Origin of the sequence: Vibrio sp. M260112, from assembly GCF_036533775.1 — a bacterium.
Lineage (GTDB): Bacteria > Pseudomonadota > Gammaproteobacteria > Enterobacterales > Vibrionaceae > Vibrio.
In genome coordinates, this window is the sequence record NZ_JATABH010000057.1 from 1 (window position 1) to 19,452 (window position 19,452).

21 protein-coding genes and 2 tRNA genes are annotated in these 19,452 nt (G+C 45.2%); 20 read left to right on the plus strand and 3 right to left on the minus strand.

Features of this window, described 5'->3' with window-relative positions:
- Both QTN95_RS17595 and QTN95_RS17600 read left to right on the plus strand, forming a co-directional pair.
- Positions 1 to 77, plus strand: a tRNA-Met gene (locus tag QTN95_RS17595).
- Between the two features lie 111 nt (positions 78 to 188).
- Positions 189 to 264 (plus strand) — tRNA-Gly (locus QTN95_RS17600).
- Positions 265 to 933: 669 nt separating this feature from the next.
- On the opposite strand, the gene queG is transcribed toward QTN95_RS17600, so the two are convergent.
- On the minus strand, positions 934 to 2,046 hold the full coding sequence (queG, locus tag QTN95_RS17605) for a tRNA epoxyqueuosine(34) reductase QueG (protein ID WP_331418395.1): 1,113 nt from the start codon (positions 2,044 to 2,046) through the stop codon (positions 934 to 936).
- Positions 2,047 to 2,245: 199 nt separating this feature from the next.
- Between queG and tsaE the strand changes: the two genes are divergently transcribed.
- The 9 genes from tsaE (at position 2,246) to QTN95_RS17650 (ending at position 11,589) form a co-directional block, all read left to right on the plus strand.
- Positions 2,246 to 2,710: a tRNA (adenosine(37)-N6)-threonylcarbamoyltransferase complex ATPase subunit type 1 TsaE gene (tsaE, locus tag QTN95_RS17610; protein ID WP_331418396.1), complete on the plus strand. Its 465-nt coding sequence runs from the start codon at positions 2,246 to 2,248 to the stop codon at positions 2,708 to 2,710.
- Positions 2,704 to 4,428 carry a LysM peptidoglycan-binding domain-containing protein gene (locus QTN95_RS17615; RefSeq protein WP_331418397.1) on the plus strand — a complete coding sequence of 575 codons (1,725 nt, stop codon included), beginning with the start codon at positions 2,704 to 2,706 and terminating at the stop codon, positions 4,426 to 4,428. Before tsaE ends, QTN95_RS17615 begins: the two co-directional genes overlap by 7 nt.
- Positions 4,429 to 4,444: 16 nt before the next feature.
- Entirely contained in the window at positions 4,445 to 6,385 is a 1,941-nt protein-coding gene (gene mutL, locus QTN95_RS17620; protein WP_331418399.1) for a DNA mismatch repair endonuclease MutL, read from the plus strand.
- Positions 6,386 to 6,387: 2 nt separating this feature from the next.
- Entirely contained in the window at positions 6,388 to 7,338 is a 951-nt protein-coding gene (gene miaA / locus QTN95_RS17625; protein WP_331418400.1) for a tRNA (adenosine(37)-N6)-dimethylallyltransferase MiaA, read from the plus strand.
- Between the two features lie 189 nt (positions 7,339 to 7,527).
- Positions 7,528 to 7,794 carry an RNA chaperone Hfq gene (gene hfq, locus QTN95_RS17630; protein WP_138971627.1) on the plus strand — a complete coding sequence of 89 codons (267 nt, stop codon included), beginning with the start codon at positions 7,528 to 7,530 and terminating at the stop codon, positions 7,792 to 7,794.
- 40 nt (positions 7,795 to 7,834) lie between these two features.
- The gene (gene hflX / locus QTN95_RS17635) at positions 7,835 to 9,124 is read left to right on the plus strand and encodes a ribosome rescue GTPase HflX (RefSeq protein WP_138971628.1); all 1,290 of its coding nucleotides are present in this window, start codon (positions 7,835 to 7,837) and stop codon (positions 9,122 to 9,124) included.
- Between the two features lie 45 nt (positions 9,125 to 9,169).
- Entirely contained in the window at positions 9,170 to 10,357 is a 1,188-nt protein-coding gene (gene hflK / locus QTN95_RS17640; RefSeq protein WP_269378534.1) for an FtsH protease activity modulator HflK, read from the plus strand.
- A 2-nt stretch (positions 10,358 to 10,359) separates the two neighbouring features.
- Positions 10,360 to 11,337 carry a protease modulator HflC gene (gene hflC / locus QTN95_RS17645; RefSeq protein ID WP_331418401.1) on the plus strand — a complete coding sequence of 326 codons (978 nt, stop codon included), beginning with the start codon at positions 10,360 to 10,362 and terminating at the stop codon, positions 11,335 to 11,337.
- Positions 11,338 to 11,400: 63 nt separating this feature from the next.
- The gene (locus QTN95_RS17650; protein WP_331418408.1) at positions 11,401 to 11,589 is read left to right on the plus strand and encodes a DUF2065 domain-containing protein; all 189 of its coding nucleotides are present in this window, start codon (positions 11,401 to 11,403) and stop codon (positions 11,587 to 11,589) included.
- On the opposite strand, the gene QTN95_RS17655 is transcribed toward QTN95_RS17650, so the two are convergent.
- Both QTN95_RS17655 and QTN95_RS17660 read right to left on the minus strand, forming a co-directional pair.
- Entirely contained in the window at positions 11,583 to 11,810 is a 228-nt protein-coding gene (locus QTN95_RS17655; protein ID WP_269378536.1) for a SlyX family protein, read from the minus strand. The two genes, QTN95_RS17650 and QTN95_RS17655, sit on opposite strands and share 7 nt — an antisense overlap.
- Positions 11,811 to 11,812: 2 nt before the next feature.
- On the minus strand, positions 11,813 to 12,793 hold the full coding sequence (locus QTN95_RS17660) for a WD40 repeat domain-containing protein (RefSeq protein WP_331418402.1): 981 nt from the start codon (positions 12,791 to 12,793) through the stop codon (positions 11,813 to 11,815).
- Positions 12,794 to 12,929: 136 nt separating this feature from the next.
- On the opposite strand from QTN95_RS17660, the gene fkpA reads away from it, so the two are divergent.
- The 9 genes from fkpA to QTN95_RS17705 all read left to right on the plus strand — a co-directional run.
- On the plus strand, positions 12,930 to 13,718 hold the full coding sequence (gene fkpA, locus QTN95_RS17665; RefSeq protein ID WP_331418403.1) for an FKBP-type peptidyl-prolyl cis-trans isomerase: 789 nt from the start codon (positions 12,930 to 12,932) through the stop codon (positions 13,716 to 13,718).
- Between the two features lie 188 nt (positions 13,719 to 13,906).
- Complete coding sequence (locus QTN95_RS17670) at positions 13,907 to 14,629, plus strand: helix-turn-helix transcriptional regulator (RefSeq protein ID WP_138971634.1); 723 nt, start codon at positions 13,907 to 13,909, stop codon at positions 14,627 to 14,629.
- Positions 14,626 to 15,021 carry a sulfurtransferase complex subunit TusD gene (gene tusD, locus QTN95_RS17675; RefSeq protein ID WP_138971635.1) on the plus strand — a complete coding sequence of 132 codons (396 nt, stop codon included), beginning with the start codon at positions 14,626 to 14,628 and terminating at the stop codon, positions 15,019 to 15,021. Before QTN95_RS17670 ends, tusD begins: the two co-directional genes overlap by 4 nt.
- On the plus strand, positions 15,018 to 15,374 hold the full coding sequence (gene tusC, locus QTN95_RS17680) for a sulfurtransferase complex subunit TusC (RefSeq protein WP_331418404.1): 357 nt from the start codon (positions 15,018 to 15,020) through the stop codon (positions 15,372 to 15,374). Before tusD ends, tusC begins: the two co-directional genes overlap by 4 nt.
- A gap of 13 nt (positions 15,375 to 15,387) precedes the next feature.
- Positions 15,388 to 15,663, plus strand: coding sequence for a sulfurtransferase complex subunit TusB (tusB, locus tag QTN95_RS17685; protein ID WP_331418405.1), 276 nt, complete (start codon positions 15,388 to 15,390; stop codon positions 15,661 to 15,663).
- Positions 15,664 to 15,852: 189 nt separating this feature from the next.
- Complete coding sequence (gene rpsL, locus QTN95_RS17690) at positions 15,853 to 16,227, plus strand: 30S ribosomal protein S12 (protein ID WP_004399892.1); 375 nt, start codon at positions 15,853 to 15,855, stop codon at positions 16,225 to 16,227.
- A gap of 100 nt (positions 16,228 to 16,327) precedes the next feature.
- Positions 16,328 to 16,798 carry a 30S ribosomal protein S7 gene (gene rpsG, locus QTN95_RS17695; RefSeq protein WP_045957025.1) on the plus strand — a complete coding sequence of 157 codons (471 nt, stop codon included), beginning with the start codon at positions 16,328 to 16,330 and terminating at the stop codon, positions 16,796 to 16,798.
- A 154-nt stretch (positions 16,799 to 16,952) separates the two neighbouring features.
- Entirely contained in the window at positions 16,953 to 19,052 is a 2,100-nt protein-coding gene (gene fusA, locus QTN95_RS17700; protein ID WP_331418406.1) for an elongation factor G, read from the plus strand.
- A 155-nt stretch (positions 19,053 to 19,207) separates the two neighbouring features.
- The coding region (locus QTN95_RS17705) for a GTP-binding protein (RefSeq protein WP_331418407.1) at positions 19,208 to 19,452 on the plus strand (245 nt) is incomplete at its 3' end.

Here is a 19,452-nt window from a genome sequence, read left to right on the forward strand (position 1 = left end):
CGCGGGGTGGAGCAGCTTGGTAGCTCGTCGGGCTCATAACCCGAAGGTCGTCGGTTCAAATCCGGCCCCCGCAACCAAATTTATAGGTGTTGTGATTCGCTAGCTCGTCGGGCTCAGCCATTCATAAAACCTTGCGAAGGTCTCTGGTTCAAATCCGGCCCCCGCAACCAATTCTCTTTTGAGAGTATGCGACACTAGCTCAGTTGGTAGAGCGCAACCTTGCCAAGGTTGAGGTCACGAGTTCGAACCTCGTGTGTCGCTCCAATTTAAAAGCCTTCATCGTGCTTAACGATGAAGAATGCGACACTAGCTCAGTTAATCGAGCACAGCCTTGTCAAGGTTGAGGTCACGCCTTTCTGTTTATGAATAGGGAACCTCGTGTGTCGCTCCAAATCTCCTTCAAATGACAAGCTCGTTTGAATAGACCTTTAAGGTCACCGCTCTTTAGCTAATGCTGCGAAGCATGAACCCCAAAATTGTAAAAAGTCCTCCTAGTACTAGGTGGGCGTTTTTATGCCTCAACGAAAAATCTCAGCATACCTATGCTCAGGGAATCACTATAGCAAACACCATGTGGGCTAGGTCTCTACGCATTCGTCAACAGAGTTATCCACAGTTTTGCCAATGTGGATAAGTTGGTGGGTAACCTGATTTTTCACTATGTATAAAGCTTGACTAAAACGATCTTTTTGCTTAAAGAGGATTCTTTAAATTAACAAAATCCTTGGTAAGTCGTTGTTTTTAAAGTGATAAATTGTAATTTCTGCTATTTAGCTGAAGTGAGAAATAGATCATTAAGTCACTATTTTTTGATCCCAGTCATTTCCACACAATGTGATTAACTTCTTCACTTGTAAGAAAATGAGCATTCTCTCTTGGTTTTTTCCACATTTAGAGCTAAATCAAGTTCTGAACTGTCATGCTCGGCAAGCATTATGCATCTCTAGGCAATCCTTTCTCTACAATTCGAATTAGTCTAGCCAATTTATTGGATGCTGATGGAAGTTGCGATTGTTGCTGAGCCAATGCCCAGTGGATATGCGTATCTAAAACGTCGCTCAAGCCGATACGCTGCTGGAGAGCGTCGACAATTGCTGACGAATAAGGCGCATTACCCATTGCGATAGAGAGATTACGCATCCATTGAAGGTGACCAATACGGCGGATTGCGGAACCTTCCATATTTTTGAGAAAGGTTACCTCATCCCAAAGAAAGAGCTCCGTTAGGTCTGCTTTTTTTAATGCCTCTCTACGATGAAAGTCTTCCTGATGAGTGACTTCAGCGAATCGGTTCCAAGGACAGACCAATTGACAGTCATCACAGCCGTAAACTCTATTTCCCATTGCCTGACGAAATTCTTCCGGAATCACACCATCGTATTCGATCGTGAGATATGAAATGCAGCGTCGAGCATCGACAACGCCGTCGTCGATAATGGCTTGTGTCGGGCATGAGGCAATGCAGGACTGACACTTGCCACATTGTTCAGTACTAGGTTGATCAACGGGCAGTGGCAAGTCGATGAGTAACTCTCCAAGAAAGAACCATGAGCCACAATCTTTATCTAGGATGAGGGAATGCTTACCAGTCCAACCTAATCCGGCTTTTTGCGCCAAGGGCCTTTCGAGTATTGGGGCGGAGTCAACGAATGGGCGATAGCCGAACTGACCCACTTCTTGTTCTATTTTTTGGCCTAGTTTTTTAAGCTGGTTGCGGATAAGTTTGTGGTAGTCACGTCCAAGAGCATAACGACTGATATAAGCTTGTGTTGGATCGGATAAGTTTGATGCAAATTGCGCTTCAGGAGGGAGATAGTCCATTCTGACGGAGATAACACGAATTGTGCCAGGCAAGAGTTCGCTTGGGCGTGCTCTCATCATGCCGTGACGCGCCATCCAGTCCATTTCACCGTGATAACCAGCATCTAACCATTTTTGTAGCGCCGCTTCATGCTCGGACAGATCGATGTCGCAGATCCCTACTTTTTGGAAACCGAGTTCTTGGCCCCAACTTTTGATCTTGTCTGCGAGCGCTTGGTAGTTCATGCTGGTGTGTTCCTGATTAAGGGGGCAGGATCTTAACGGATCTTATATTTAGGATCTAGCTGGTAAAAAAAGAAAAACGGCAAGAAATCGCTGATTTTTCGTTTTACTTACACAAGAGCTCTTGTCTCTCAAATCCAACCCAGTTTACTATTCCTGTTATTTTAGATTTTATATAGTCACAGCGTAGAGATTGATCTTGATGACCACCAAACAATTTGCCCTTACAGATGAACAGGCCACGATTCAATTAGGTACCGCACTGGCACAGTTGTGTTCTCAGCAAACCACTATTTATCTGCATGGTGATTTGGGGGCAGGCAAAACAACCTTTAGTCGTGGTTTTGTGCGTGCGCTGGGTCATCAGGGGAATGTAAAAAGCCCTACCTATACCTTGGTTGAGCCTTACCAGCTTGATCAGTGGCAAGTTTATCATTTTGATCTTTATCGCCTAGCTGATCCTGAAGAACTTGAGTTCATGGGGATCCGTGATTATTTCACCCCTGATGCTATCTGCCTTGTGGAATGGTCAGAAAAAGGACAAGGTTTGTTGCCTGCTGCCGATCTTGATATTGATCTTCGTTACGATGGTGAGGCACGAGTCGTTCAACTCACGGCAAATAATCCCTATGGAAGTCACTTATTAGAACAGTTGGAGTTATGTTGAAGAGCCGTTTATTAAGAGCTGTATTTTTTCCATTTTTTGTTGCTCTTACTCTTTTCTCCGGTTTTAGTTTCGCGAATGCTCTTGAGGGCATTCGCGTTTGGCCATCTCCAGATGAAACAAGAGTTGTTATAGATTTAAAATCTGAAGCTGACTTCAGTTACTTTACCCTTTCCAGCCCTGAGCGGTTAGTAGTGGACCTCAAGCAGACCACGCTGAGTACTAAGCTACCACTGACGATTTCTGATAGTCCGGTACTGAAAAAAATACGCCAAAGTTCCCCTCCAGAAAAAGGCACCTACCGTTTAGTGTTTGAACTAAAGCGTAAAGTGAATCCCCAGTTGTTTAAGCTGGCACCGACACCCGGTGGGCAGTATGGTCATCGCTTAGTGATTGATATGCCACATGACAGTTCTGGCGCGTCAGCACCTGCAACGACACCAACCAACAGCAAAACGACGGTCAGCCGAGATGCGTCTCAGCTGCATGGCACGGCCGACATTGTGGTTGCTATTGATGCGGGTCACGGTGGTGAAGACCCAGGCTCGATTGGTCCAACAAAAAAATATGAAAAACACGCGACTCTAGCCGTTTCGAAGAAGGTGGCTGCGCAAATCAATGCTGTTCCAGGCATGAAGGCGGTGCTAACTCGTGGGGGGGATTACTACGTCAATTTGAATAAGCGTTCGGAGATTGCACGTAAAAATAAAGCGCACCTCTTAGTGTCAATTCACGCCGATGCATTTCATACTCCTCAACCTAGAGGTGGCTCAGTCTTTGTTCTGAATACACGCCGTGCAAACTCGGAAATTGCTCGTTGGGTAGAGAATCATGAGGAACAGTCACAACTGCTTGGTGGCGCTGGTGAAGTACTGGCTAAGAATAATAATGATAAGAATGTCAGTCAGACGCTACTGGATTTGCAATTTAGCCATTCTCAGAAAGAGGGCTTTAAGGTAGCCACTAAGATTCTGAGTGAAATGACCCGTTCGGGGATCTATCTACATAAGAAAGACCCAGTTAATGCGAGTCTTGCGGTATTAAAATCACCAGACATCCCTTCTGTACTGGTTGAGACAGGATTTATTTCTAACCCAACAGAAGAAAAACTCCTCTTTCAACGCAGTCATCAGGATAAGTTAGCTCAAGCTTTAGCGAAGGCGATAGTCCAGTATTTTGAAGCCAATCCGCCGGAAGGCACTCTGTTTGCGAACCGTGGGAAAGCGATCAAGCATAAAGTGTCTCGTGGTGAGTCATTGTCTGTTATCGCCAACAAGTATGGCACCTCAACTCAGGCGATCATGCAGGCGAATAAGCTCAAGAGCAGTAGCTTAGCGATTGGACAAATCCTGACGATTCCTGGAGCTAGTACATCGATTACCGTACCAGAGATTAAGAATCCTATTGAGACTAAAACACTGACACACGTTGTTCAGCGTGGTGAGTATCTAGGTAAAATTGCCACCAAATACAAGGTGTCGGTTGATGCGATTAAGCGAGAGAATAGTCTCAAATCAGACACGCTTAAGTTGGGTCAAAAACTCAAGATCACAGTGAGCTTGAAAGATCAGCCACTGCATAAGCACACGGTTAAACGTGGTGAGTTCCTTGGTAAGATTGCCAGCAATTATGGTGTGAGTGTTGCCAGTCTTCGCGAAGCGAACAACTTACGCTCTGATCAACTCGCGGTGGGTCAAGTACTCATTATCCCACGCAACTAAAGATTAAGTAGCCAATATGACGATTAGAATTCTTCCAGCTCGTTTAGCGAACCAGATAGCAGCTGGCGAGGTGGTAGAAAGACCAGCTTCCGTGGTCAAGGAGCTGGTTGAAAATAGCTTAGATTCAGGCGCTACACGCATCGATATCGATATCGAAAAAGGCGGAGCTAAGCTGATTCGTGTTCGTGATAATGGTAAAGGAATCGTCAAAGAGGAACTCGGTCTTGCTTTAAGTCGACATGCGACTTCCAAGATCCATACCCTTGACGATCTTGAAGCGATCATCAGTCTAGGGTTTCGCGGTGAGGCTTTGGCTAGTATCAGCTCTGTCGCACGTCTAACTCTGACCTCTCGTCCAGCCACTCAGGAGCAAGCTTGGGCTGCATACAGTGAGGGACGAGATATGCAAGTGAAGCTTCAGCCTGCAGCTCATCCGATTGGTACCTCGGTTGAAGTGCTGGATCTTTTCTTCAATACTCCGGCTAGGCGTAAATTCCTTCGTACCGAAAAAACCGAATTTACGCATATTGATGAGTTACTTAAACGCATAGCGTTGAGTCGATTCGACGTTACGATCAACCTCAGACATAACGGTAAACTGGTCAAACAGTACCGAGCTGCGAAGACAGAAGCTCAGGCCGAGAAGCGCATAGCGGCAGTTTGTGGCAATAGTTTTGTACGTAATATGCTTAAGATAGAGCTTGAGCATCAAGGACTGAAACTGCATGGTTGGATAACCACCCCTGAAGGTGCAAGGCAGCAAAGCGATCTACAGTATTGCTATGTAAATGGGCGGATGATGAGAGACAAGTTGATCAATCATGCTATCCGTCAGAGTTATGAAACCAGCCTGCGACCAGATCAATTTGCAACTTACGTTCTGTTTATTGAACTCGATCCGCATCAAGTTGATGTCAATGTGCACCCAGCAAAGCATGAAGTTCGTTTTCATCAAGCTCGTTTAGTGCACGATTTTATCTATCAGGCTCTAAGTGATGCGCTGGCACAAAGTGCGTACATCGACAAGCCTCAGCATACAGCGTCCGCATTTCATTCTGAACCTGAACAAGCTCCTGCATCGCTAAGTGAATTGTCGGAGGCTACAGGGGTATCGCAACAAGAGTATCAGGCGATTGAAGCTATTCCTTCGTATCCTGGCAAGGCGGACTATCAAAGCCACCGAGATTCGTTACGTGAATCGCCACCCCGCAATGAGTGGCATGAGTCCAGAGCGGAGCCAAAACCTCGAGTTACCGAGCGATACAGTGAGCCCGCGCCTAGCAGGCAAGAAGTGAAGGCGTATCAAGAGTTATTGAAGACTCCAGAGTTCCACTCAGCACATATGGAGAATCAAACGTCAATTCAGAATCATACTGAACCAATGAGTGGTGATACGGTCGAAACACTGGGCAAAGCGATCTCTATTGCGCAGGGTCGTTATCTGGTCATGGGAGATAAGTCTGGAACTTGCTTGGTGAACTTAGCAAAAGCGGAATGGCTTCGTATTAATGGTCAATTGTCGACGCTCCATGGGGCGTTGAAAAGCCAACCTTTACTCGTTCCACTGTCGCTAAAGTTGGATCCAGAGCTTTTGCAGGTGGCAGAGCGTTTGGACTCGGTACTTAAAAAGTTTGGAATTGAGCTTAAGACACGCAGCAATAAAGCGCTAATGGTTATGGGAGTACCTCAACCATTAAGGCAACAAAACTTACAACAACTGGTTCCAGATCTGCTATCTTACGCCGCTTCGTATGTCGCGACATCGAATTCGCTCAGCGATCCTCAGATCGCAAGTTGGTTAAGTGATCGCATTACTCAAGTGAAAAGCGACTACACTCTGTCGGAAGCAATTCAGATCATCGCTGATCTCGAACAGCTATGGCAAGATCGGCTTCCATTGGGTGACAAGACGTTTGTGAGACCCGTTGATTTTTCTGCAACGATTGCAGCATTTTAGATATGAATAACAGTGAATTACCGTTGGCTCTGTTTTTGATGGGGCCAACCGCATCAGGCAAGACTGATCTCGCAATACGTTTGCGAAAAAAATTTCCAGTAGAGATCGTTTCTGTTGATTCAGCTTTGATCTATAAAGGTATGGATATTGGCACGGCAAAACCGGATGCCAATGAACAGCAGCAAGCACCACATCGTTTGATTGATATTTTAGATCCAAGTGAATCGTATTCAGCGGCGGATTTTCGCCGAGATGCATTAAACGAAATGAACGATATTGTAGAACAAGGTAAGATCCCACTCTTAGTGGGCGGCACTATGTTGTACTACAAAGCGTTGTTGGAAGGTTTATCACCTCTGCCTGCTGCCAATCCTGAAATCCGTCAGCAGATTGAGCAAGAAGCATTGGCTCAAGGTTGGGATAAGCTCCACTCTCAACTGAGAGAGATTGATCCTGTCTCAGCTGGGCGAATCCACCCGAATGATCCACAAAGGTTATCAAGGGCATTGGAAGTTTATCGAATTTCAGGTAAAACTCTAACTGAGCTGACTCAAACCAAAGGTGATAGCCTGCCGTTTAGAGTTAAACAGTTTGCAATAGCTCCTAAGGAAAGGGCTGAACTCCATCGTCGGATAGAGCTTCGCTATGAAAAAATGATTGAAGCAGGGTTTGAAGAAGAGATGAGAGCTTTATATGCTCGCCAAGATCTTCATCCTGATCTTCCGTCAATTCGTTGCGTTGGTTACAGACAGATGTGGGACTATTTGGATGGGAATTGCACGTTAGATGACGCCATCTTTAAGGGCGTATGTGCAACCCGCCAGTTGGCCAAGCGACAGATTACCTGGTTACGCAGCTGGGATAATTTAACTTGGTTAGATAGTGAAAACATTGAACAAGCACTAGAAACTGTTTCAAATGCAATAGCATCTGAAGGTTTTAGCTGTGTATAATGTGATCGCTTTTGCGTGAATTTACCCTGTAAAGGATCTGTTACTTGAAATTTCGGTCTAAAGCCGTCATAACAGGTAGCGACAGGGTGTTATTTTATTCGTTTAGCTCAGAGCAAAGGTCGCATATTTTAATGCAGCGCACCACTAGCTAAATAACTAAAACAAAATTACAAAATAAGGAAAATAAAAATGGCTAAGGGGCAATCTCTACAAGACCCATTCTTAAATGCATTACGTCGTGAACGTATTCCTGTATCAATCTACCTTGTAAACGGAATTAAACTGCAAGGTCAGATCGAATCATTTGATCAATTTGTTATCTTGCTGAAAAACACAGTTAACCAAATGGTGTACAAGCACGCAATTTCTACGGTAGTTCCTGCTCGTCCAGTGAGCCACCATAGTGGTGAACCGCGCCCACAAGGTGATCGTCAGCAAGACAAATCAGAAGATTAATTCTCTGAATTACCCAATTAGTTTTTAAGGAGTTGATTGCTTGTTTGACCGTTATGAAGCCGGTGAGCGAGCCGTACTTGTTCATGTCAACTTCACGCAAGAAGGGGAGTGGGAAGATCTCAGTGAGTTTGAGATGCTGGTCTCTTCAGCTGGCGTATCTGCGTTACAAGTTGTAACAGGCAGTCGTCAGTCACCACACCCTAAATACTATGTCGGAGAGGGTAAGGCTCAGGAGATTGCACAAGCGGTGCAGCTTTCTGATGCTGATATTGTGATTTTTAATCACGCCCTCTCTCCTGCCCAAGAACGTAACCTAGAAGCGTTGTGTAAATGTCGAGTTTTGGATCGCACTGGTTTGATCCTAGATATTTTTGCTCAACGTGCCCGCACCCACGAAGGTAAGCTTCAAGTTGAACTTGCACAGTTACGCCATATCTCTACTCGATTGATTCGTGGTTGGACACACCTTGAAAGACAAAAAGGTGGTATTGGTTTACGTGGACCAGGTGAAACTCAGTTAGAAACTGACCGACGTTTATTGCGTGTTCGTATTAAGACCATACTTCGCCGTTTAGAAAAAGTGGCGAAGCAACGTGAGCAAGGTCGCCGAGCTAGAAATCGAGCGGAAATCCCGACTGTCTCTTTGGTGGGGTATACCAACGCAGGTAAATCTACTTTATTTAACCGAATTACCTCAGCGGGTGTTTACGCGGCAGATCAGTTATTTGCCACACTTGACCCCACGCTACGTAAAATTGAGTTAAATGATGTTGGCCCAGCGATTTTGGCGGATACCGTAGGTTTTATTCGTCATCTTCCGCATGATCTTGTTGCTGCCTTTAAAGCAACACTGCAAGAAACTCAAGAAGCTGACATTTTGTTACATGTTGTTGATGCCAGCGATGACCGTTTTCGTGAGAATATTCAAGCTGTTCATATAGTGTTAGAAGAAATTGATGCCCATGAGGTGCCATCTCTTCTGGTGATGAACAAAATTGATAATCTCGAAGACCAGAAACCAAGAATCGAACGTGATGAAGAGGGTGTACCTCGCGCCGTTTGGGTTTCGGCAATGGAAGGCATCGGTATTGAACTGCTGTTTGAGGCGTTGAAAGAGCGTCTTGCTAGCCAGATGGTTCAATATCAATTGCGAATTCCGCCACAACACCAAGGGCGAATTCGTAGTACATTCTTCCAAATGAAATGTATTCAACGAGAAGAATATGATCAGGATGGTGACTTGTTGATTGATGTTCGCATGCAACAGGTGGATTGGTCTAGACTTGAAAAAAGAGAAGGGGCAGTTTTACGTGACTTTATAGTTACTTAAATGGCTGCTACAGTATAACGTCATATCAAATGATGGAGCTTTCTAATGGCGTGGAATGAGCCTGGTAATAATAACGGCAACAATGGCCGCGATAATGACCCTTGGGGGAATAATAATCGTGGTAACAAAGGTGGCCGTGATCAAGGACCGCCAGACTTAGACGAAGTATTTAATAAACTGAGTCAGAAACTGGGTGGAAAGTTTGGTGGTAAAGGTGGTAAAGGTTCGTCTATCGGTGGCGGCGGTGCACTAGGTTTTGGTGTCATTGCTATCATTGCGATAGCAATTTGGTTCTTTGCTGGCTTTTACACCATTGGTGAAGCTGAGCGTGGTGTTGTGCTACGTCTAGGTAAGTATGACCGTGTGGTCGATCCAGGCTTGAACTGGCGTCCTCGCTTTATTGATGAGTATGAAGCGGTCAACGTACAGGCAATTCGTTCATTACGTTCATCTGGTCTAATGCTGACCAAAGATGAAAACGTTGTGACGGTTGCAATGGACGTTCAGTACCGTGTAGCTGACCCATACAAGTATCTATACCGCGTGACAAACGCAGATGATAGCTTACGCCAAGCTACAGATTCTGCTCTACGTGCGGTTGTTGGTGACGCATTGATGGATAGTATCCTGACAAGTGGTCGTCAGCAGATTCGTCAAAGCACACAGGAAACGTTGAATTCGATTATCGATAGCTACGATATGGGTGTGGTTCTTGTTGACGTCAACTTCCAGTCAGCTCGTCCGCCAGAGCAAGTAAAAGACGCTTTTGATGATGCAATTGCGGCTCGAGAAGATGAAGAGCGTTTTGAACGTGAAGCAGAAGCTTACCGCAACGACATCTTGCCGAAAGCGACGGGTCGTGCAGAACGTTTGAAGAAAGAGGCACTTGGTTACTCTGAGCGTGTCGTTAACGAAGCGCTAGGTCAGGTTGCTCAGTTTGAGAAACTGCTACCTGAATACCAAGCAGCACCAGAAGTTACTCGTAACCGTCTGTATCTAGATACAATGGAAGAAGTTTACAGCAGTACTTCTAAGGTTCTGATTGATTCTGAATCAAGCGGTAATTTACTGTACTTGCCGATCGATAAGTTAGCAGGTGAAGCTCAAACTCAAACCAACCGTAAGGTGAAGGAAACTTCAGCTTATGACCAGATTGAGCTTGAATCTCAGCAATCCGATAGCACTTCAGACTCTCAATCTCGTTCAACTGGTTCACGTCAAGGGAGATATTAAGAATGCGTAAGTTAATGATCCCTGTATTAGTTGTAACAATTGCTCTACTGCTGATGTCAGTATTTGTGATTCAAGAGGGTGAACGTGGTTTGGTTATTCGATTTGGTCGTGTTTTAGATGACAACGGCGTATCGAAAATTTACGAGCCTGGCCTCCATTTTAAGATGCCACTGTTTGACCGTGTTAAAACGTTAGACGCTCGCATCCAAACAATGGATGGTCGTTCAGACCGCTTCGTAACGTCAGAGAAAAAAGACGTTATCATCGATACCTACGTGAAGTGGCGTATTGAAGATTTCGGTCGTTTCTATCTAACAACGGGTGGCGGTAACGTATTGACTGCTGAAGCACTTTTAGAGCGTAAAGTAACAGACGTACTTCGTTCTGAGATTGGTGCTCGCGAAATCAAGCAAATTGTATCGGGTCCACGTAATAACGACGTGTTACCAGACAGTGCTGATAGCGAAGAAGTGACGACTGAAGCTGCAAAAGAAGCGTTAGAGATTGATGGTGAGCGCGACAAGATCATGGCCAATGTACTGGAAGGTACTCGTGATAGTGCTCTAACTGACCTTGGTGTTGAGATTGTTGATTTCCGTATGAAGAAAATCAACCTACCTGACAACATCAGTGATTCAATCTACAAACGTATGCGTGCAGAACGTGAGTCGGTTGCTCGTAAGCACCGTTCTCAAGGTCGTGAGCGTGCGGAGGTTATCCGCGCTCAGGCTGAGCTAGAAGTCGCAACCGTTCTTGCTGAAGCCGATAAAACAGCGCGTGTTACACGCGGTGAAGCCGATGCGAAAGCCGCGAAAATTTACTCTAGTGCGTACAATAAAGATCCTGAGTTCTACAGCTTCTTACGTTCACTGAAGGCTTATGAGAAATCGTTCAGTGAGAAGAGTGATATTCTGGTATTGGATCCTAAGAGTGAATTCTTCCAATACATGAATAATGCTGCTGGCGCACCGTCAAAGTAAGATTCATTAAGTAACAAAAAGGCTCCGATATACGGAGCCTTTATTTTTTTCATGAGGACAATGATGTCGAATGCACTCTGGTTAGCTTTTGGTTTAGTCTTGATTGTCGAAGGCTTAGGCCCGTTATTCGCACCAAAAGGATGGCGAAACATGGTCGCTCAATTGAGTGAACAACCCGATAATCAATTGCGTAGAATTGGGGGCTGTTTAGTGGTTGCTGGCGCCGTGATCGCCTACGTCTTTTCTCAATAATGAGGTGGTGGCGTCTCTTGTGAAGGATCGGCAAGATTTGAAGAATCGATATTCTTCACTTTTCCTACCACATACTTCATTTGATCTTGCATCTTGGTTATCAGCAATTGTTGCTGACTCAAGGCATCGTTAAGTTCTTCGATCGTTTGTTCTTGAAACGCCAACTGACACTCTAAGTCGTTGACGCGGCTTTCTAGCTGTTCAACTCGCTGCTCTGTCATCACTAATAATCCACATTCCAAGCTTGGGCAATACCAGCCGAGGTTCCCGAAATAACGCGGCTTTGGCTGTCAAAGGCTGCATCATACACCACTGCGCGGGGAGGGCGAGTATCTTTTAGTGGTTCCGCTTCAAATCCATCGATCCGTTTGCCACTTTGTGTACTCCATATCATGATTCTACTCGAAGGCGTACCGGTCACAAGGTACTGACCATCATCGGAAAATCGAGCAGAAGAAAAGATAAGTTGTCGGGAGAAGCTACTTAGAGAAGAGAGCGCCTTTCCTGTGCTGAGATCCCATACAATCGCCTGATTGCCGCCATCAGAAGTAAATGCATAATGACCATCTCTATGCAAAGCAACACGATTGATTCGCTGTTCATGCTCAAATGTTTTGAGTATTTGTCCAGTCTGGGTATCCCAAAGGTAGGCTTTGTAATCATTTCCCCCAGACAATGCGAAACGTCCATTTGGCGACAAAGCGACCGAATTGACTTTTTCATTATGAGCAAGGAACTCTAATCGCCGTCCGGTGACTAAGTTGACGTAGATGGCTTTGCCATTTGAAAGACCAAGCAGCACTTGATCACCATTGCTGGCGATGTCGATATCCCTAATGAGTCCATCTGAGATAGACCATAAGCCTTGCGCTTGAGTCCATGCTAAGTCCCAAACTGCAAAGTTAATTTGTGTTGCGGTAACGGCAAAGCGGCCGTTGTCTGATATTCTGATTCGAGAAACGGTACTTGATTGAGGGTCTTGTGGACCTAATGAGGCAAGCTGTTGACTTTCGCTAAGATCCCAAAGCACCAGTTGATGCTCCTTGGAATAGAGCAATGCAAAGCGTGCGTCTCGACTTAGCGCAAAACTGGTTGTTCCTTTAGGCTCAATTGTCCATCGTTGAGCGTCTTGGCTGGAGAAAAAGCAGCCATTTAACGCTGAAATGACAATGGTGATGAGTAGTGAGTTAAAAATAATACGCATTTGGTACCATTCTTCACCTAGTGTAGGTTTAAATACGACATATATTGGTTATATTGGTACAACATGTTCGTGCACACCAGTGGAAATTCCATATTTGTGCGCAAAGACAAATGGTTAGCCATTATTGGAGAAATTAATGAAATCAATTTTTAAAGTGTCACTGCTTGCCGCAACGGTTGCGTTAGCTGCTGGCTGTCAGAAAGAAGAAGAACCAAAAACAGAAGCAGCACCAGCGGTTGAGCAAGTGCAAGCTGAGACGGGCAAACTTGTTCACTTCAAAACAGAAGATGACAAAGCTGCTTACGCTATCGGCGTTTCTTTTGCTAACTACTTGAGCACGAGCCTAGACAAGCCAAGCGAAATCGGCATTACGCTGAATAAGGAGCTTGTGCTTAAAGGTATTGAGCACGTATTTGCTGGTAACCCTGAGCTAAATGAAGAAGAAACACGTGCAGCGTTAGAAGCTTTAGATAAGCGTGTTGCTGAAACAATGCAAAAGCAAGCGGCAGAAAAAGCAGCGGCAGCTAAGCAAGATGGTGACGCATTCCGTGCAGAGTTTGAAAAGCAAGACGGTGTAGTGAAGACTGAATCGGGTCTGCTATACCAAGTGTTGACTCCTGCAGAAGGCGAGAAACCGGCTGATACAGATACCGTTCAGGTTCATTACAAGGGTACCCTTATCGATGGAACTCAGTTCGACAGTTCTTATGATCGTGGCGAACCTGCAACTTTCCCACTTAACCGCGTCATTCCTGGTTGGACTGAAGGTGTTCAGTTGATGTCTGTCGGCTCTAAATTTAAGTTCGTTATTCCGCCAGAATTAGCTTACGGTGAGCAAGACACGCCGACGATTCCTGCAAACTCGACGCTAGTATTTGAAGTTGAGCTACTCAAAGTAGATAACGGCGAAGAGGCGGCTCAATAGTCATTGAGTGCATGCCAATCGAAAGGTCTGACTTATGTCAGACCTTTCTTTTTTTTAACGTTTTGATAAATAGAGATGGTAATTTTTTTGTTCTAAATCACTAGATAGCCGCTTAGCTAGAGGCTCTCATCAAAATTTCTGATAAACTTACATCAATTTGTTGATTTATCGCTCTAAGGCTTAAAAAAGTGACAACTACAGAAACAGTAAACACGGATATGTTGCTCGAAATGGAATCTGTGAATGTGATGCCATTTAGTGAGCACGATAAGATCATTCTCAGATCATACGAAGCTGTTGTTGATGGAATTGCGAGCCTGATTGGCCCGTTTTGTGAAATTGTTCTTCACTCACTTGAAGATTTAAATACATCCGCGATCAAGATTGCCAACGGTGAAAACACTGGTCGTCAAGTGGGTTCACCGATTACAGACTTAGCGCTGAAAATGCTTCGAGATATAGAAGGTTCTGAGCGCAACTTCTCTCGTTCTTACTTCACACGAGCTAAGGGTGGAGTATTGATGAAGTCAATCACAGTGGCTATTCGCAATGGTGAGAATCGAGTAATTGGTCTTTTGTGTGTCAACGTTAACCTTGATGCGCCTTTCTCTCAGGTTCTTCAATCATTCATGCCAACGGAAGAAGCGAAACAAGCTGCGTCATCGGTGAACTTTGCTAGTGATGTTGAAGAGCTGGTCGACCAAACTGTTGAGCGTACTATTGAAGAAATCAATGCGGATAAGTCGGTTTCGAACAACACCAAAAATCGTCAGATAGTGATGGAACTATACGACAAAGGTATTTTTGACATTAAAGATGCAATCAACCGAGTTGCTGATCGTCTCAATATATCTAAGCATACGGTTTACCTATACATTCGTCAGCGTAAGACTGAGGATGAAGAAAGGTGAACCGCTTGACTTATACGCTGGTGGTTAATGGTTCCGTCTACGGTAGCCAATCAGCGCGTAGTGCTTATCAATTTGCTCAAGCCGTTATCGAACAGGGACACACTCTGGTTAGCGTATTCTTCTATCAAGATGGCGTAAATAACGGCAGTGCGTTAACCGTGCCTGCCAATGATGAGTTTGACTTAGTCAAAGCATGGCAGAGTCTAGCGAATCAGCATAGCGTGCGCCTCGAAACCTGCGTTGCGGCTGCGTTGCGGCGTGGAGTAGTGAGTCAGGATGAAGCGAATCAGCATGGCTTATCTCAAAGTAACTTAGCGGAAGGTTTCCAGCAGGCAGGGTTAGGTAGCTTGGCAGAAGCCATGTTAGTTCAAGATAGAGTAGTGCAGTTTTGAGTCAGTTAACTTATTTATTTCGTAGTGCGCCTCACGGTAGCTCCGCTGGTCGAGAAGGCGTTGATGCGTTACTTGCTGCGTCAGCGTATTGCGAAGACATCAGTGTTATTTTCAGTGGTGATGGGGTTTATCAGCTACTTCAAGGACAGCAGACGAGCGATATTCTTAGCAAGGACTACGCACCTATGCTAAAGCTGTTTGACCTCTACGACATAGAGCAAGTTTATGTGTGTGAGTCGTCATTGGCCGAGCGTGGATTGCTTCAAGCAGATCTCGTCTTGGATGCTCAAAAGCTATCGCAAAGTGAGCTCGCTGCCCTGCTTCACCAAGCCGGTAAGATCCTGACATTTTAGGTAGTGGTATTACATGCTCCATATCGTTAAAACCATTCAGGCAATTGAAGAGGCAGTAAAGGTCTATACCCAAGGTGACCAGCTACTGCTAATCGAAGATGCCGTATACAGTGCCAATCCACAGCACAAAACCTATCCTCTTATTCAAGGGTTGAATATCGCTGTATTAAAAGCGGACGTTGATGCGCGTGGAATCACCAACCGTATCAGCCCATCGTTACTCTTGGTTGACTATAGCGGGTTCGTCAATTTGACCGTTGAGTCCACTAATTCGATAACTTGGCAATAACCAAATCATTCTCAGTCAAAAGTGTCGCTGTGCTTTTACACATCGTAGGTAGAAGTTGAGCAAAAAAGATCCGTATATTTCTTGACACACCTCTCACTGCTGAATAGAATTTTGCGTCCCTAACTACCACTAGTGGTTAGGGATAGATTTTTCACAAAGCTTACTTTCAAGTAAATCAGGAGCTAGTTAATGGCAACTATTAACCAGTTGGTACGTAAGCCTCGTGCAAAGCAAGTTGTTAAAAGCAACGTGCCTGCACTAGAAGCGTGCCCACAAAAACGTGGTGTATGTACTCGTGTTTACACTACTACACCTAAAAAACCTAACTCAGCACTTCGTAAAGTTTGTCGTGTACGTCTGACAAATGGTTTCGAAGTAACTTCGTACATCGGCGGTGAAGGCCACAACCTTCAAGAGCACTCAGTTGTTCTAATCCGTGGTGGTCGTGTTAAAGACCTTCCAGGTGTGCGTTACCACACTGTTCGCGGCGCACTAGACTGTGCTGGCGTAAATGACCGTAAACAAGGTCGTTCTAAGTACGGTGTGAAGCGTCCTAAGTCTTAATGGAATCCGTTAAGTAAGGCCAAACACTAAATTATTTTTAATTTTTTGAAAAAACTGAAAAGTTTTGGATAAAACCTGAAGAAGACAACGGAGAAAATCCATGCCACGTCGTCGCGTCATTGGTCAGCGTAAGATCCTTCCAGATCCAAAGTTCAAATCTGAACTGCTGGCAAAATTCGTTAACATCCTAATGGTTGACGGTAAAAAATCTACTGCAGAGAAAATTGTTTACACTGCACTAGACACTATGGCTGAGAAATCTGGTAAAGATCACTTAGCTGTATTTGAAGAAGCTCTTGAAAATGTTCGCCCAGCGGTAGAAGTTAAATCTCGCCGTGTAGGTGGTTCAACTTACCAAGTACCTGTAGAAGTACGTCCGGTTCGCCGTAACGCACTTGCTATGCGTTGGTTGGTTGAAGCTGCGCGTAAGCGTGGTGAAAAATCTATGGCTCAACGCCTAGCTGCTGAAATGCTAGACGCGTCTGAGAACAAAGGTACTGCGGTTAAGAAACGTGAAGACGTTCACCGCATGGCTGACGCAAACAAAGCGTTCGCACATTACCGTTGGTAATACCTTTCAGCGCCGCGGGACTCCCCGCGGCTCTACTCTAGTTCCTATGCGCAAGCTTAGGAACTATTGCTATATCTAGGGCAAGCAAAAAGCACCAAAAACAGGCTAAATTAACTAGAGATAGCAATAGTCCCTAATTCAAGAGGATTCAATCGTGGCTCGTAAAACATCTATCGAGCGCTACCGTAATATTGGTATCGTCGCTCACGTAGACGCAGGTAAAACAACCACAAGTGAACGTATTCTGTTCTACACAGGTCTTTCTCATAAAATCGGTGAAGTGCACGATGGCGCTGCTACCATGGACTGGATGGAGCAGGAGCAAGAGCGTGGTATCACAATTACCTCAGCTGCGACTACAACTTTCTGGCGTGGTATGGAAGCGCAATTCCAAGACCACCGCATCAACATTATCGATACTCCTGGACACGTAGATTTCACTATCGAAGTAGAGCGTTCATTACGCGTACTTGATGGTGCTGTTGTTGTGTTCTGTGGTTCATCTGGTGTTGAACCTCAATCTGAAACTGTATGGCGTCAAGCTGACAAGTACCACGTTCCACGTATGGTATTTGTTAACAAGATGGACCGTGCAGGTGCTGACTTCTTACGTGTTATTGATCAAATCAAAAACCGTCTTGGTGCGAACCCTGTTCCAATCCAGCTTAACGTTGGTTCGGAAGAGAACTTCACAGGTGTTATCGACCTGATCAAGATGAAGATGATCAACTGGAACGAAGAAGATCAAGGTACAACCTTCACTTACGAAGAGATCCCAGCAGACATGCTAGAAATGGCAGAAGAGTGGCGCAACAACCTTGTTGAGTCGGCTGCTGAAGCGTCTGAAGAGCTGATGGATAAGTACCTTGAAGAAGGCGAACTGACTGAAGCTGAAATCAAGCAAGCTCTACGTACTCGTACACTGAACAACGAAATCGTTCTTGCCACTTGTGGTAGTGCGTTCAAAAACAAAGGTGTTCAAGCAGTACTAGACGCGGTTGTTGAGTACTTACCTTCTCCGGTAGATGTTCCAGCAATCAAAGGTGTTGACGAAAACGACAATGAAGTTGAGCGTCATGCAGACGACAACGAACCGTTTGCAGCACTGGCATTTAAAATTGCGACAGACCCATTTGTTGGTACGCTAACCTTTATGCGTGTTTACTCTGGTGTCGTGAACTCAGGTGATGCGGTTTACAACTCTGTTAAGCAGAAGAAAGAACGTTTTGGTCGTATTGTACAGATGCACTCAAACAAGCGTGACGAAATTAAAGAAGTTCGCGCGGGTGACATTGCTGCCGCGATCGGTCTTAAAGACGTTACAACAGGTGATACGCTGTGTGATATTAACCACAAGGTTATTCTAGAGCGTATGGAGTTCCCTGAGCCAGTTATTCAGATCGCTGTAGAGCCACGCTCTGTAGCAGATCAAGAAAAAATGGGCATTGCTCTAGGTAAACTAGCAGCAGAAGACCCGTCATTCCGCGTCGAAACGGATGACGAAACAGGTCAAACTTTGATTTCTGGTATGGGTGAGCTTCACTTAGATATCATCGTTGACCGTATGAAACGTGAATTCAGCGTTGACTGTAATGTAGGTAAACCTCAGGTTGCTTACCGTGAGACTATCCGTGGTAGTGCGGAAGTTGAAGGTAAATTTGTACGTCAATCTGGTGGTCGTGGTCAGTACGGTCACGTATGGATCAAACTGGAGCCATCTGAACCTGGCGAAGGTTTTGTCTTTGTTGACGAAATTGTGGGTGGTGTTGTTCCTAAGGAATACATCAGCTCGGTATCGAAAGGTATCGAAGAGCAAATGAACAGTGGTGTTCTAGCGGGTTACCCAGTGCTAGATATTAAAGCAACACTATTCGATGGTTCTTACCACGATGTTGACTCTAACGAGATGGCGTTTAAGATCGCCGGCTCGATGGCATTCAAGAAAGGTGCACTAGAAGCGCAACCAGTTCTTCTTGAGCCAATGATGAATGTTGAAGTAACCACTCCAGAAGACTGGATGGGCGATGTTGTAGGTGATCTTAACCGTCGCCGTGGCATGATCGCAGGTATGGACGAGGGCGTGGCGGGTATTAAGATCATCCGTGCTCAAGTGCCTCTATCTGAGATGTTTGGCTACGCAACAGACCTACGCTCTGCAACTCAAGGCCGTGCGTCTTACTCTATGGAGTTTTACGAGTACGCTGAAGTACCGAAAAACTTTGCAGAGAAAATCATTGCAGACCGTGGTTACTAATAAATCGTCTTGAACTGAAAAAAAAGTCCAGCTTTTTTTGAAGATCAATGCGTCCAAATATTGCGCTGACTGGCGTTGGCGCATAAAATAGCAATTTCTGGCGCGTCTCGATCAATTCGGATCGTGGCGAATCATAACTAGGAAGGAACACGATCGTGTCTAAAGAAAAATTTGAACGTACTAAACCGCACGTTAACGTTGGTACTATCGGTCACGTTGACCACGGTAAAACAACTCTAACTGCTGCTATCTGTACTACTCTAGCTAAAGTGTACGGCGGTGAAGCGAAAGACTTCGCATCTATCGATAACGCTCCAGAAGAGCGTGAGCGCGGTATCACAATCTCAACTTCTCACGTTGAGTACGACACTCCAACTCGCCACTACGCACACGTAGACTG